This is a genomic window from Arthrobacter sp. yr096 (assembly GCF_900108925.1).
Classification (GTDB): Bacteria; Actinomycetota; Actinomycetes; order Actinomycetales; family Micrococcaceae; genus Arthrobacter.
The window spans coordinates 490,146-504,689 of the sequence record NZ_FNYI01000004.1 but is presented as its reverse complement, the minus strand read 5'-3'; the positions used below and the strand labels follow the sequence as shown (position 1 = coordinate 504,689).

Here is a 14,544-nt window from a genome sequence, read left to right as displayed (position 1 = left end):
CCAGCAAGCTGGGCATCATCGTTCGACTTGCATGTGTTAAGCACGCCGCCAGCGTTCATCCTGAGCCAGGATCAAACTCTCCGTTGAAAAAAACAAATCAAACAGACACAACCACACCCACCGGAAATAACGGCGAACACGGCTGCACAAAATTCGAAACCAGCTGAAAACCAGACCACCACACACGGGGGTGCGCGACAATCCGGCCATAATTTCAACCAATCAAAAAACAATCGGTATCAACAAACTTGGCACACTATTGAGTTCTCAAACAACAGACACACCCGGCACCACCCACACCCACCAAAGGGTCCAAGATCGCTCCGGAGCAACTTTTCAAACTTACCCGAACCAGCCGCACAAAGCAAACCAGCACCAGGCCTCCCACACCACAACCGCAGCACACAAAAGCACTACCGAAACCGGCGATTTGAAGGGAGATTGTCGCTAACTTTCCGCATCAGCGGCGGCGACTCGAATAACTTTACACGCGCCCCACCCCCACACCAAATCCACCCCAACACCACCCAAAAACCCCGCAAACACACGCCAAACAAAGCAAACAACCCCCCAAAACCACCCCAAAACCACCAACACCAACCCCGTGAACCCCATCACCAACCCCGTGAACCCCATCACACCACCCAAACCCCCACCCAACCCGCCCCCTCACACCAAACCCACCAACCGCCGTCGAACACCAACCCCGGAAACCAACAACGCTCCCCCACCACAGTGAGAGAGCGTTGCCCGAAAAAGACCAAAACATGAGAGAGGATCCCCCGAAAACCCCAAAAAGGTGAGAGAGCGTCGGAAGGGAAGGACGGGGGAAGGAAGCCAATGCGGGAGTATGTGGCGAGGGCGGAGACTACGGCCACGCGCCTGCGGCCCGACACTTCACAGGAACGCCCGCTCACCAGTCACGGACAGGGTTAGCGCAGAAGGGCCGGCAACCGTGACGGTTGCCGGCCCTTTCCGGGATTATGACCAGAGGATTCCTAGGCAGAAACCTCAATGGTGGCCAAGTTTTTCTTGCCGCGGCGCAGGAGCAAGTAGCGGCCGTGAAGCAGCTCGTCGCGGGAAACCACAGCATCGGGATCGGAGACCTTGGTGTTGTTCACATAGGCGCCACCCTCGCCGACGGTCCGGCGTGCTGCCGACTTGCTGTCCGACAGACCCGAGGCAACCAGGAGGTCAATGATCCCCAGGCCGTCCGCGCCGATGGTCGCCGAGGGAAGTTCCGCAGTAGCGGCTTCCAGCGTGCGCTCGTCCAGGACGGTGAGATCTCCGTTACCGAAAAGCGCAGCCGAGGCGGCGATGACTTTCTCGGTTGCATCTACGCCGTGCACCAGGGAGGTGACTTCGAACGCAAGTTTCTTCTGGCCTTCGCGGGCAAACGGACGTTCCGCCACAGCTTCCCCAAGTGCCTCAATCTCTGCACGCGAAAGGAAGGTGAACACCTTGAGTCGATTCACGACGTCGGCATCAGCGGTGTTGAGCCAGAACTGGTAGAAGGTGTACGGGCTGCACATCTCCGGGTCCAGCCAGATGGCGTTGCCCTCGCTCTTGCCGAACTTGGTGCCGTCAGAGTTGGTGATGAGCGGCGTACCCATGGCGTGGACGCTCTTGCCTTCCACCTTGCGGATAAGTTCGGTTCCGCTGGTGAGGTTGCCCCACTGATCTGATCCGCCGGTCTGCAAGGCGCAACCGTAGTCGCGGAAGAGCTGGAGGTAGTCCATGCCCTGCAGGATCTGGTAGCTGAACTCGGTGTAGCTGATGCCTTCATCCGAGCTCAGGCGTGAAGCCACGGCATCCTTGCGGAGCATGGTGCCCACACGGAAGTGCTTGCCGATTTCACGCAGGAAGTCGATGGCGCTAAGGGGCGCTGTCCAGTCCAGGTTGTTGACCATACGTGCAGAGTTGTCGCCCTCGAAGCTGAGGAAGCGCCGCACCTGGCCTTGCAGGTAGCCAACCCACTCCGCAACGGTGTCCTTGGTGTTCAAGGTGCGTTCCGCCGTCGGGCGCGGGTCGCCGATCAGGCCCGTGGATCCACCCACCAAACCGAGGGGCTTGTGACCGGCCAACTGCAGGCGCCGCATGACCAGCAACTGCACGAGGTTGCCCAGGTGCAGTGACGGAGCGGTGGGATCGAAGCCACAGTAATACGTGATCGGGTCCCCGGCGAGCAGCTTTTCCAGTTCCGTTTCATCAGTGGAAACGTGGACAAGGCCGCGCCATTTGAGCTCCTGCCAGACGTTGGCAAAGGCGGGATCGTTGTGCTGGGACTCGAGGTTGTTTACGTGTGACACGAGATCTAAGTTAGCAGGATTGCAGGTCCCGTTTTTCCTAGCGCTCGATGCCGGCCGGTACCGGAGCCGCAGCAATGAGACGCAGACGCTGCGTGGCCCTGGTCATCGCAACGTAGAGGTCGCCCACCTTGCCGTGTTCGTGGTTCAGCATCGCTGCCGGTTCCAAGACCACAACGCCGTCGAATTCCAGCCCCTTGGCTTCCTTGGGGCTGATCACAACGATGTCCTGCTCGTAGCTGCCGGCGCCCGAACCAATACGTCGTCCATAGACCTCCCGCAGCGCAGCCGTGGCAAGCGGCAGCAGAGGACCGTCGGCGATGACAGCCAGCAGGCCGCCGTCGATCGCTGCCACCTCCTCCGGCAGGACCTCAACCAAGCGCTTGATAATGCCATCCGCCTCGACGTGGTCCACAATGGGCGACCATTTGCCTTCGCGCACGGCCTTGGGTGCGGAGACGACGAGGCCTGCGCGGTTGGCCATGCGGACAGCGGCTTCCGCGATCTGCGACGGAGTGCGGTAGTTGACGGTGAGTTCTTCCAGCGTCCAGCGGTCACCGAACGACGGCGCCAGCGCGCTTTGCCACGAATTGGCACCTGCTGCTGCACTCGTTTGCGCGATGTCCCCGACGATAGTGAAGGACTTCAACGGGCAACGCCGCACCAACAGCCGCCACTGCATGGGGGACAGTTCTTGGGCTTCATCAACCACGATGTGGCCGAAAGCCCACGAACGGTCGCTCGTGGCGCGCTCGGCAGCGGTGAGCCGCCCCTCCCGTTCCTGGTTCTGTTCAGCGAGCTCTTCAGCCGTCACCAGGACGTCGACGCCCATGGCTTCCATGTTGGCCAGGGTTTGCTTGGCGTTGGCGAGGTCGCGGGCACGATCAGCTTCCTGCTGCGCCAATCCCCTGCCGGCGGCTGGATCGAGCTCGCCCAGCAGCTCGGCGGCCTCATCCAGCAGCGGAACGTCAGCCTCCGTCCAGGGTGCGTCGACGGGCCGCTGCAGCAGCGAACGCTGGGCAGGTGTCAGGTGCGGCGTGCATGCCTCAAGGATGGCCGGCTTGCTGAAAAGCTCGGAAATGAGTTTCTCAGGCGTCATCGGCATCCAGCACAGGTTCAGCGCAATGCGGACATCCCGGGCAGACCGGACGTCCTCGGCGAGGTAGGCGCGATCGGCGTTGTTGCCGATGTTTGATTCTTCAACAAGGTCCGTCAATTGCTCCGTGAGCTCACGCAAAAGGATCTTGACGAACGTGAGCCGCGCTTCATTGTGCGGCTTGCCGGTGGCACGTGCTTTTTCCCTGGCACGACGAACCTGGCGAACCGTCAGTGTCAGCTTCCGCGAATCAACTTCGAGGATGCGGTCTTCTGCAGGCGTCCGTTGCCGGTTGGCTACAGCGTTTGCCACCACGGTTGCCATGTCCAACTTGCCCTTGAGTGCGGCAACATCGGCGTCTTCCTCGGGAATGGCGTGAATCCCGGGCATGAGGCGGCCGAGGCTGGCCATGACTACACCGGTCTCACCGAGCGAGGGCAGTACTCGTTCGATGTAATGCATGAAGGACGACGACGGCCCGACGAGCAGAACACCGGCGCTCTTGAGCCGCTCGCGGTGGGTATACAACAAATAGGCCGCACGGTGCAGGGCAACGGCGGTCTTGCCCGTGCCTGGACCACCCTGAACTACCAGGGCACCCGAGATGGAGGAACGAATGATCCGGTCCTGCTCGGACTGGATGGTGCCCACGATGTCCGACATGCGGCCGGTGCGCTTGGAGTTCAACGCAGCCAGCAGTGCGCCTTCGCCTTGCAGGGAGTCATTGTCCGCGAGCATCCCGGCATCGAGGACGTCGTCCTCGATCGCTTTGACGTCACGTCCCTGCAGGATCAGGTGACGACGGCGGCGCACGCCTTGGCGGTCGAACGCGGTGGCCTGATAGAAGTGGCCGGCCTCGGGCGCGCGCCAGTCGACCATCAGCCGCTGAAGGTCGGCGGTGGACAGACCGATACGGCCGATGTACTGGGCCTCCCCCGAATCAAGATCGAGGCGCCCGAAGACCAAGCGGTCGTCGACGGCGTCGAGCTGGGCCAGGCGGTCTTCGTACAGTGCCGCGAAAGCGTCACGTTCGGAAACGTTCTGCATGGTTCCCACCGCGCCGGCCTTACGCACATGCGCCAGCTGGGCGCGCTTTTCTGCGCGCAGCTCATCGAGCCGGGCGTACAGCCCAGCCACATATTCCTGCTCGTGGACCAAATCAGCATCGTGCATCGAACCGTAACCCCTATCGCAAAAGACAGACCTACCATTCTACAGCGATTTTGGTAAACGCGTGGGGTACAAGTCATCAGCCGGACTGCGTCACACGAAGTTCTTCCTTCCGACGTGGAAAGTCAGCCAGTAGCCGGCGGGTTTCTTGGCCGCGCCGCCTTGTACCGGGACACCGTGGGGTCGTCCTCGATCCAGAATCTCCATGGATAGTCAGTACTGCCGCCCGGGCCTGCTACCCCCACCCGCGGTCCGCTGGCCACTGCGGCAGCCGGAGTCGCAGGCAGCCACAGGCTAAAGGGTGCGGCGAGCGCGTCACGGCCAGTGTCCGCCGTCGTGAGTCCCAGCGTGGCGGCAAGCCTGGCTGGTCCGCTGGCTAAATCCTTCGCCGATTTGGATGCTGGCCTGCGGATTCCGGCGAGCCCTTCGCCTTCCACGATCTGGCCGGCGCGCAGGAGGAGCGCGGAGGGGGTGCCCTGGGGCCCGCAAACAATATTGGCGCAGTAATGCATTCCGTACGTGAAGTAGACGTACAGGAATCCCGGCGGGCCGAACATGGGCGCGTTGCGGGCCGTGGGGCCGCCAAAAGTATGCGAACCAGGATCGGGATGTTCGGAATCCCGGGGTCCCATGTAGGCCTCCACCTCCGTGAGCCTGACCGAGACCGGCCCCGCCTCCGAGTGATGGGTCAGCACAGCGCCAAGGAAAAGCGGGGCGATGAGGCGGGCGTCGCCGTTGAGGAAACGACGTACGTCTTTCGGCTCAGTTACGCTGCTCTCCGTGGACGAACTCATCCCCAGACCCTAGCAAAACACGGTAACGGCCATGTCCGATTTCCGCTAGCAACGCCCTCGGACGGCTGGCAGGATGAAGCCATGGACTTCTGGCAGCGCTACAGGGCGATCGACGCTCGCGACACACGGTTCGACGGTCAATTCTTCACGGCCGTGAGCTCCACCGGCATCTACTGCCGGCCGTCGTGCCCGGCGCGGACGCCCAAGGCTGAGAACGTCACCTTTTACGAAACTTCTGCCGCTGCGCACGATGCCGGCTATCGCGCCTGCAAACGGTGTTTGCCCGAGGCCGTTCCGGGAACGCCTGCCTGGAACATCCGCTCGGACATCGCCGGCCGCGCCATGCGGCTGATCAACGACGGCGTCATCACCCGAGAAGGAGTTGATGGGCTGGCGCATCGTCTGGGCTACTCCGCACGTCAGCTCAACCGCATTCTCAGCCATGAACTGGGCGCCGGTCCTCTGTCCCTCGCGCGGGCAAGCAGGGCGCAGACCGCCAGGACGCTGCTTGTCTCCACCACCATGTTGCTTGCCGACGTCGCGTTCGCGTCCGGGTTCAACAGCGTTCGGCAGTTCAACGAGACCATCGGGGAGGTGTTCGCGATGACCCCGACGGCGTTGCGGGCCACAGGGGCAAAGTCCAGCCAGCGCCGGGGCCGGGAGGGGGCGGTGTCGATGGAAGCGCCCGCCACACTGACACTGAACTTGCCTTATAGAGAACCGTTCGACCCCGGCATCTTCGACTTCCTGGGCGTTCGTGCCGTACCCGGCATCGAAGTGGCCAGCACCTCTGCGGACGGAACCAGAACCTATGCACGAACCCTGCGACTCCCGCGCGGCAACGCTTCCTTCTCCGTTGCGTTCAATCCCACGGCCCCCGGCAGGCCACTGCAACTCACAGCCACGGCCGTGGACCTGCACGATCTCCCTGCGTTGTTGAGCCGGGCGCGGAGATTGTTCGACCTCGACGCGGACCCGCAGGCGATCGACACCGCACTGGCAGCGGACCCCCGCCTCAAGGACAGCGTCACCGTGATTGCTGGCATTCGAGTGCCGGGAGCCGTCGACCCCCAGGAACTGCTCATCCGGGCCATGATCGGTCAGCAAATCACCGTGGCCGCGGCACGGACCGCCCTGACCCAATTGTCAGCGGCCGGCGCCCCCGCCGACGCGACTGCCCTTGGGCTGAACCGGATGTTTCCGACACCAGCGGAACTCGCCCAGAATGGCCGGGCCCTGCTCCGAGGGCCCCAGCGCCGCATCGACTCGATCGTGTCCGCAGCTGAGGCAATGGCTACGGGGGAACTGGAGTTCGGCTATGGCGACGACCTTCCCAGCCTTGAACGCAAGCTGCTCCCCTTGCCCGGAGTGGGTCCCTGGACGGTAGGGTACGTCGCCATGCGGGTGCTTGGCTCCCCCGATGTCTTCCTGGCCAACGATGCCGCTGTGCGGAACGGCGTGAAGACTCTGCCCGCCAGGGCAGGACTCAGTGCCGACTTCCGGGAAGTCAGCCCGTGGCGCTCTTACGCCACGATGCACCTGTGGCGGGCAGCGGCAAAACCCAAGAACCCGTAGCGGGCCAACCCTCCCGCAACGAGTTGGCGTGCCCACCGCCGCCGGGTGCCGACGTCGTGCCGTCGTGCGACACCGGCGAGTGGGAGAGCGTTCGCACCAACAAGCAATTAGGTGAGAGAGGGCCGGCACCAACAGGCAAAAAGGTGAGAGAGGGTCCACCCCAACAGGCAAACAGGTGAGAGAGGGTCCACCCCAACAGGCAATTCGGTGAGAGAGGGTCGGCACCAACAGGCAAATAGGTGAGAGAGGGTCCGGGGTGTTAGCGGGCGGCCGGCTGGGCGGCCGGCCACGGAAGAAGCTCGGGCAGTTCGACGCCGTCGGCGGCTGCGGTTGCGCGAAGGCTCCCGAGACTCGGCTCACGGCCCGCGAGCCACGCAGCAATGTCCGTGAGCATGCCCGTAATCGCAATAGACGTGCCGCCGCTGCCAATGCTCAGTTGTGGAAGGCCTGTGGGCTGCAGGACCAGCTTGTAGGTCTCCGGCACACGCGCGGCCAGGAAACTGATGAGGTGCTCGCAGAACGGCCGGCTCCACGTCTCCGGTCCGAAGCCCAATCGCAGGTCCGATGCGTGGATGGTGAGTTCGCGCCACAGTGCCAGCCCGCCGTCGAAGACTATTCCGTCCCTGTAGGCGATGTGGGCTTGCCAATCGTCCGGACCCAAGGCGTCAAAGGCGGCGATGGCGGACCCGACCGCAGTTTTGACCGACTCCGTATGCTGCGCGAGGCTGTGCCCGGCGGCAAGTTCGATCGCCTTCGTTCGGCCGTCCATGCCGCCGTCGTAGAGTTCCACGGTTTCGCCGCGGCGTGCGTACTCCAGTTGCCGGGCCATGGCGTTGGAAATACCGGCAAGGTGGGCAAGGACGTGGCCACGGGTCCAGCCTGGAAGTTCCGACGGTTCGGCGACGGATGATTCCTCCAGCTTGGAGAGCAGGCGTGTGACGGTGTCAGCGGCTTTGTGAAGCTCTGCGGGCAGCGCCCCAGGGGTGATCTGAGTCATAGCGCCATGTTAACGCACAGCGGGGCGGCACCTCGCGATGCTCTGCCCGAAGGCATTGCTGCGATGTACCGCCCCGGCTGTCGTTCTACCTGGCGTAGGAACGTACTGCGTCCAGTTCCGCTTCCAGGGCCGCCAGCTGGCGTTCGACGGCGGCTGGTGCCGTTCCGCCCTGCGAATTGCGGCTGTTGAGCGAACCTTCGGTGCTCAGTACGCTGCGTACCTCGGGAGTCAGGTGCTCAGAGATTGCCGCGTATTCCTCGTCCGTCAGGTCCCACAGTTCCACGCCACGGCTTTCGGCCTGCTTAACGGCAGCACCGGAAAGCTCGTGCGCCTCACGGAAGGGAACGCCCTGACGGACAAGCCATTCCGCGATGTCCGTGGCCAAGGCGAAACCTTGAGGGGCCAGGGACTCCATGCGCTCGGTGTTGAACGTGAGCGTGGCGATCATTCCGGACACAGCCGGGAGCAGCAGCTCCAAGGTGTCGGCAGCATCGAAGACCGGTTCCTTATCCTCCTGCAGATCGCGGTTGTACGCGAGTGGCAAGCCCTTGAGCGTGGCCAGCAAACCGGTCAGATTGCCGATGAGGCGTCCTGCCTTGCCGCGGGCCAGCTCGGCGACGTCCGGGTTCTTCTTCTGCGGCATGATCGAAGACCCCGTGGAGTATGAATCATGCAGCGTGACGAAGGAGAACTCCTTGGTTGCCCAGAAGATGACTTCCTCTGAAATCCGGGACAGATCCACGCCAATCATGGAACAGACCCAGGCGAACTCAGCGAAGACATCGCGGGACGCGGTGCCGTCGATCGAGTTGTGGACGGCAGAGAAGAAGCCCAGATCAGCGGCAACAGCCTCAGGGTCCAGGCCGAGGGACGAACCAGCCAACGCACCCGAACCATAGGGTGAAACACCAGCACGCTTGTCCCAGTCCTGGAGACGCTGAACGTCGCGAAGCAAAGCCCAGGCATGCGCCAGAAGGTGGTGGCTCAGCAGGACCGGCTGTGCATGTTGCAAGTGTGTCCGGCCGGGCATGGCGACGCCGTGGTGGGCCTTGGCCTGCTCAACGAGGGCATCAATGGTGGCTAGGACACCGCTGGCGACGATCCGGGCGTGGTCGCGCAGGAACATGCGGCCCAGCGTGGCCACCTGGTCATTGCGGGAACGTCCGGCCCGGAGCTTGCCGCCCAGCTGGGTACCGGCACGCTCAATCAGCCCGCGTTCCAGTGACCCGTGCACGTCCTCGTCGCTCTCAGCCGGGAGGTAGGCGCCGCTGGCGACGTCCTCATCCAGCTGGGTGAGGGCGGCGAGCATGCCTTCGAGCTCGACGTCGTCCAACAGACCGGCCTTGGCCAACACGCGGGCGTGGGCCTTGGAACCGGCGATGTCGTAGCGGGCAAGCCGCCAGTCAAAGTGGGTGGACTTGCTCAGAGCAGCCAGCGCATCTGCCGGGCCGCCGGCGAACCGGCCGCCCCACAGTGCACCCTCGTTTGTTGCGGACGTCATTACTGCCCTGCGACGCGGAGGTCGCGGCCCGAGGCAACCTTGGAGGACATGCCCCACAGCTCGATGAAGCCACGTGCCATGGACTGGTCGAAAGTATCGCCGGTGTCGTAGGTGGCGAGGTCGAAGTCGTACAGCGAGGTCTCGGAGCGACGACCGTTGACGATTGCCTGGCCACCGTGGAGAACCATGCGGATGTCACCGGAAACGTACTGCTGGGTGTCTTCGATGAAGGCATCCAGGGAGCGCTTCAGCGGGGAGAACCATTGTCCGTCGTAAACCAGCTCGGACCAGCGCTGGCCAACCGTGGCCTTGAAGCGGGCCTGCTCGCGCTCGATGGTGATGTCCTCGAGGTGCTTGTGCGCGGTGATCAGCGCCATGGCACCCGGGGCCTCGTAGATTTCGCGGGACTTGATGCCCACAAGGCGGTCCTCGACGACGTCGATGCGGCCAACGCCCTGAGCGCCTGCACGGCGGTTCAGCTCCTGGATGGCCTGAAGCGGGGTGACCTTCACGCCGTCGATGGCTACCGGAACACCGGCCTGGAAGGAGATGGTGACCTCATCCGGTGCCGGCGGGAATTCCGGGGTGGCGGTGTAGTCGTAGATGTCCTTGGTGGGAGCGTTCCAGATGTCCTCGAGGTAACCGGTTTCGACAGCGCGTCCCCACACGTTCTGGTCGATCGAGTACGGGTTCTTCTTGGTGGTCTCGATCGGCAGTCCCTTTTCCTCGGCGAAGGCGATGGCCTTGTCGCGGGTCAGGGCGAGGTCGCGGACCGGTGCGATGCACTTCAGGTCCGGGCCGAGGGTCTGGATGCCAACTTCGAAGCGGACCTGGTCGTTACCCTTGCCGGTGCAGCCGTGGGCAACCGTGGTGGCGCCGAATTCGCGGGCAGCCTTCACGAGGTGCTTCACGATGACCGGGCGCGAGATGGCCGAAACCAACGGGTAGTGGCCTTGGTAGAGGGCGTTGGCCTTCAGGGTGGGCATGGCGTACTCGTTGGCGAACTCATCGCGGGCGTCGGCCACGTAGGCTTCGACGGCGCCGCAGCCGAGGGCGCGCTGGCGGATGGTCTCCAGGGACTCGCCACCCTGTCCAACATCGACGGCCACAGCGATGACCTCGGCGCCGGTGGCTTCACCGATCCAGCCGATGGCTACGGACGTATCAAGGCCACCGGAGTAGGCCAAAACAATGCGCTCAGTCACGAGAGTGCTCCTTTGTTGTTACTTGGTTCATGTGAATCAATGCTGTGTAAATCGATGCTGCTGAAATGCAGTTAGTTGCCGGGTCCGGCTTCCTCGGCCATGCGCAGGAATCTGGCTGCCAGTTCAGCCCCGCCGTCAGGATCGCGGGCGACCAACAGCAAAGTGTCGTCGCCTGCGATCGTACCCAATACGGACGGCATCACCGAGTGGTCAACGGCAAGGGCCAGGAAGTTGGCGGCTCCCGGCGGAGTGCGCAGCACCACGATGTTGCCCGAGGCCTCCGCTGTCACCAGAAGTTCCCCGCACAAACGTGACAGGCGTGCGTCCAGAATTTCCTGGGTGACACCGCTTTTTGCATTGCGGTCCCCGCCTTCACCCGGCACGGCATAGACCAGTGCGCCTTCCTTGCCACGAACCCTCACCGCGCCAAGCTCCACAAGGTCACGGGACAGCGTGGCTTGGGTGACCTGAACGCCGTCGTCCGCCAGCAGGGCTGCAAGCTCTGCTTGGGAACGCACGGACTCGCCCGTCAGGATCGCGGTGATACGGGCCTGGCGGGCGGTCTTGGTGGCCGGGCTGGCACCCGGCACGGACGGATTGGTGGACACTAGAACGTGCTCTCCCCTGTACCTTCAACGGGCGAAAGTCCGTCCACGAAGGCCAGCCCCGAGCGGTGCATCAACCACGCCATCAGCGCCTTCTGGGCGTGGAGACGGTTTTCCGCCTCGTCCCAGACAATCGACTGGGGGCCGTCAATGACACCGGCGGAAATCTCGTAGCCGCGGTAAGCGGGCAGGCAGTGAAGCACGACGGCGTCCGGCGCGGCTTGCGCCATGGCGGCCTCATCCACCGAGTATTCCCGGAACAGCTGCATCCGGGCCTCCTTCTCGGCTTCCTGTCCCATGGAGACCCAGGTGTCCGTGGCCACGACGTCAGCGCCTTTAAGCGCCTCTGCGGCGTCGCTGGTGATCAGCACAGAACCGCCGGTCTCAGCGGCCCGTTCTTCCGCGGCAGCAACGATTTCCGCGGCCGGGAGATATCCTTCGGGGCCGGAGATCCGGACGTGCATTCCGGCAGTAACACCGGCAAGCAGGTACGAGTTGGCCATGTTGTTGGCCGCATCCCCCAGGTACGCCATGGACAATCCTGCAAGCTCACCCTTGTGCTCCTTGACGGCAAGGAGGTCAGCAAGGAGCTGGCACGGGTGGTAGTCATCGCACAATGCGTTGATCACGGGGACCTTGGAGTTCTCCGCCATGGCTACCAGGCCCGAGTGGGCACCCGTCCGCCACACGATGGTGGACACCATGCGCTCAAGGACTTTCGCTGTGTCCTCTACGGACTCCTTGTGGCCGATCTGCGCCTCACCCGGATTGATGATGAGCGCGTTGCCGCCCATGTCCGCAATGCCAGTAGCGAACGATACGCGCGTTCGAGTGGAGGTCTTGTCGAAGATCACGGCGACGGTTTTGCGGCCGTTCCCTTCGGCGGCGAAAGGCTGCACGCTGTACGGCGCGGCTTTCATCCGGATGGCGAGATCCAGAACTTCGGCCTGCTCAGCCGGGCTCAGGTCCGTGTCCTTGAGGAAGTGACGGGTGGTGGAAGTGCTCACTGTGCGTCCTTAGCGGTGTGGGCCGTAGCCGTGGCGATCAGCGTGGGCAGGGCGGCCAGGAAACGGTCCGCCTGCTCGATGGTCAGAATCAGCGGAGGAGCCAAGCGGATAGTCCGGGGCCCGGGGCTGTTGACGATGAAGCCGGCATCCAAGGCCGCCGTCACCATGGCGGCTGCGATGTCCGCCTCAAGGTCGAAGCCGATCAGCAGGCCTTCACCGCGTACTTCGGTGACACCCTCGACGCCGGCCAGTCCGTCCCGAAGATGCGTTCCGACAGTCAGCACGTTCTGCAACACACCTTGGCTTTCGATCGCGTGCAGCGTCGCCAGGGCGGCAGCCGTGGCCACCGGGTTTCCACCGAAAGTGGTGCCGTGCTGCCCGGCGGTGAGCAGGGCCGACGTCGTACGTCCGAAGGTGATCAAGGCACCTACCGGGAAGCCGCCGCCGAGGCCTTTGGCCAGAGTGACGGCGTCGGGCACGATTCCCGCGTCTTCGCTCGCCAGCCATTTGCCGGTGCGGCCGATGCCGGTCTGGACCTCATCGAGGATCAACAACGCACCAGCCGCGGTGGTGGCCTCGCGGGCAGCTTGCAGGTACCCGGTGCTCAACGGCCGGACGCCCGCTTCGCCCTGGATGGGTTCCAGGAAGACAGCTGCGGTGGAATCGTCGACGGCGGCACGCAGGGCCTCGATGTCACCGAACGGGATGTGGACCACACCACCGGGCAGTGGTTCGAACGGAGCACGGTAAGCCTTTTTGGCCGTGAGCGCCAAGGCCCCCATGGTGCGGCCGTGGAAGGCGCCTTCGAGGGCGATGATCTTGGTGCGCTTGCCGTCCGGGTTGTTCCTGCGGGCCAGTTTGAATGCAGCCTCGTTGGCCTCAGTGCCGGAGTTGGCGAAGAACACCTTGGAACCGGCAGGTGCCTTGCTGATGGCCAGCAGCTTCTCAGCCAGTGCGATCTGCGTGGGGCTGGTGAAGAAGTTGGAGACATGGCCCAGAGTGGCGAGCTGGCTGGAAATCACCGAGGTGACGAATGGGTGGGCGTGGCCCAAAGCGTTGACGGCAATGCCGCCCAGGAGGTCCAGGTATTCCTTGCCATCGGCGTCCCACACCAGGCAGCCGGCTCCACGGACCAAGACCCGCTGCGGGGTTCCGAAAACGCCCATGAGCGAGGACGAATAGCGGGCAAGCCAGTCAGCGCCATTGCTCACCCCAGTCATGACGGAAGGTTTGGCATCCGATCCGGCGATGGGACCCCGGGTGTGGTCGGGCACCGCGAAGCGGGCGGGGGTTCCATCGCCGGTCGGATCGATGCCAACAACTTCGCTCATGCGTTCACTTCCTCGTCTGGTACTACTTGCGTGCCGATGCCTGCCGTGGTGAAGGTTTCCAGCAGCATGGAGTGCGGGAGCCGGCCGTCCACGATGTGTGCGCGCTCCACGCCTTCGTCGATTGCTTTCAGGCAGGCTGCCATCTTGGGGATCATCCCGGATTCGAGGCGAGGCAGCATTTCACGGAGTTCGGAGGCCGTCAGCGAGGAGATCAGCGATGACTTGTCCGGCCAATTGGCGTAGAGCCCCTCTACGTCGGTCAGGATGACGAGCTTGGTGGCGCCCAAGGCAGACGCTACAGCGGCAGCTGCGGTATCGGCGTTGACGTTAAGCACCTGGCCGGTCGTGGGACCGGAGCCGTTGCCGTCGTCGAGAATTTCAGGCGCGACAGTCGAGATCACGGGGATGCGACCGGCGTCGAGGATGTCCTTGATCCCGGCAGGATCCACACCCACCACTTCGCCCACCAGGCCAAGATCCACTTCTTCGCCGTCAACAAACGTGCCGGTCCGGATGGCGCGCAACAGCCCGCCATCCTCACCGGACATGCCAACAGCGTAGGGGCCATGGGAGTTGATGAGGCCGACGAGTTCCCGTCCTACCTGGCCCGTGAGGACCATGCGGACGACGTCCATGGCCTCGGGGGTGGTGACGCGGAGGCCGCCCTTGAACTCGGATTCGATGCCGAGGCGGCCCAGCATGGAGTTGATCTGGGGGCCGCCGCCGTGTACCACCACGGGGTGGATGCCCACGTGATGGAGGAACACGATGTCCTCAGCGAAAGCACGTCGAAGGTCGTCATTAACCATCGCGTTGCCACCGTATTTGATCACCATGGTGGTGCCGGCAAAGCGCTGGATCCAGGGCAAGGCCTCGATCAAGGTTCCGGCTTTGTCCTGGGCTGTTTTGGCCGAGACGTGGTTCGTGGATGTCGTTTCCCGGGTGTGCGCAGTCATA

The 14,544-nt window shown here is 63.6% G+C and carries 11 protein-coding genes and 1 rRNA gene; 1 reads left to right on the top strand and 11 read right to left on the bottom strand.

Annotated features, from left to right (window positions below; genetic code table 11):
- From BMY91_RS13285 to BMY91_RS13270, 4 genes are all read right to left on the bottom strand, one after another.
- Positions 1–87, bottom strand: a 16S ribosomal RNA gene (locus tag BMY91_RS13285); the annotation flags it as partial.
- A gap of 911 nt (positions 88–998) precedes the next feature.
- Positions 999–2,309, bottom strand: a complete 1,311-nt coding sequence (tyrS, locus tag BMY91_RS13280; RefSeq protein WP_090822571.1) for a tyrosine--tRNA ligase — start codon at positions 2,307–2,309, stop codon at positions 999–1,001.
- 37 nt (positions 2,310–2,346) lie between these two features.
- Positions 2,347–4,575, bottom strand: coding sequence for an ATP-binding domain-containing protein (locus BMY91_RS13275; protein WP_090822569.1), 2,229 nt, complete (start codon positions 4,573–4,575; stop codon positions 2,347–2,349).
- 122 nt (positions 4,576–4,697) lie between these two features.
- On the bottom strand, positions 4,698–5,366 hold the full coding sequence (locus BMY91_RS13270; protein ID WP_090822567.1) for a DNA-3-methyladenine glycosylase: 669 nt from the start codon (positions 5,364–5,366) through the stop codon (positions 4,698–4,700).
- An 81-nt stretch (positions 5,367–5,447) separates the two neighbouring features.
- Between BMY91_RS13270 and BMY91_RS13265 the strand changes: the two genes are divergently transcribed.
- A complete protein-coding gene (locus BMY91_RS13265) occupies positions 5,448–6,941 on the top strand; it encodes a DNA-3-methyladenine glycosylase 2 family protein (RefSeq protein ID WP_090822565.1) in 1,494 nt (497 codons plus the stop codon).
- 259 nt (positions 6,942–7,200) lie between these two features.
- On the opposite strand, the gene BMY91_RS13260 is transcribed toward BMY91_RS13265, so the two are convergent.
- The 7 genes from BMY91_RS13260 to argB form a co-directional block, all read right to left on the bottom strand.
- Positions 7,201–7,938: a maleylpyruvate isomerase family mycothiol-dependent enzyme gene (locus BMY91_RS13260; protein WP_090822563.1), complete on the bottom strand. Its 738-nt coding sequence runs from the start codon at positions 7,936–7,938 to the stop codon at positions 7,201–7,203.
- An 85-nt stretch (positions 7,939–8,023) separates the two neighbouring features.
- Positions 8,024–9,439: an argininosuccinate lyase gene (argH, locus tag BMY91_RS13255; RefSeq protein WP_090822561.1), complete on the bottom strand. Its 1,416-nt coding sequence runs from the start codon at positions 9,437–9,439 to the stop codon at positions 8,024–8,026.
- Entirely contained in the window at positions 9,439–10,644 is a 1,206-nt protein-coding gene (locus tag BMY91_RS13250; RefSeq protein WP_026541618.1) for an argininosuccinate synthase, read from the bottom strand. Before BMY91_RS13250 ends, argH begins: the two co-directional genes overlap by 1 nt.
- A 71-nt stretch (positions 10,645–10,715) precedes the next feature.
- The gene (locus BMY91_RS13245) at positions 10,716–11,252 is read right to left on the bottom strand and encodes an arginine repressor (protein ID WP_090822559.1); all 537 of its coding nucleotides are present in this window, start codon (positions 11,250–11,252) and stop codon (positions 10,716–10,718) included.
- Positions 11,252–12,256: an ornithine carbamoyltransferase gene (gene argF / locus BMY91_RS13240; protein ID WP_090822557.1), complete on the bottom strand. Its 1,005-nt coding sequence runs from the start codon at positions 12,254–12,256 to the stop codon at positions 11,252–11,254. The genes BMY91_RS13245 and argF overlap by 1 nt, the downstream gene beginning before the upstream one ends.
- A complete protein-coding gene (locus tag BMY91_RS13235) occupies positions 12,253–13,476 on the bottom strand; it encodes an acetylornithine transaminase (protein WP_090822667.1) in 1,224 nt (407 codons plus the stop codon). Before BMY91_RS13235 ends, argF begins: the two co-directional genes overlap by 4 nt.
- Positions 13,477–13,583: 107 nt before the next feature.
- Positions 13,584–14,543 carry an acetylglutamate kinase gene (gene argB, locus BMY91_RS13230; RefSeq protein ID WP_090822555.1) on the bottom strand — a complete coding sequence of 320 codons (960 nt, stop codon included), beginning with the start codon at positions 14,541–14,543 and terminating at the stop codon, positions 13,584–13,586.
- Position 14,544: the final 1 nt, after the last annotated feature.

Coding starts and splice junctions, on each gene's coding strand:
- BMY91_RS13275 (WP_090822569.1), bottom strand. CDS start 4,575: ATGCACGATGCTGATTTGGTCCACGAGCAGGAATATGTGGCTGGGCTG.
- BMY91_RS13270 (WP_090822567.1), bottom strand. CDS start 5,366: ATGAGTTCGTCCACGGAGAGCAGCGTAACTGAGCCGAAAGACGTACGT.
- BMY91_RS13265 (WP_090822565.1), top strand. CDS start 5,448: ATGGACTTCTGGCAGCGCTACAGGGCGATCGACGCTCGCGACACACGG.
- BMY91_RS13260 (WP_090822563.1), bottom strand. CDS start 7,938: ATGACTCAGATCACCCCTGGGGCGCTGCCCGCAGAGCTTCACAAAGCC.
- argH (WP_090822561.1), bottom strand. CDS start 9,439: ATGACGTCCGCAACAAACGAGGGTGCACTGTGGGGCGGCCGGTTCGCC.
- BMY91_RS13235 (WP_090822667.1), bottom strand. CDS start 13,476: ATGACTGGGGTGAGCAATGGCGCTGACTGGCTTGCCCGCTATTCGTCC.
- argB (WP_090822555.1), bottom strand. CDS start 14,543: ATGACTGCGCACACCCGGGAAACGACATCCACGAACCACGTCTCGGCC.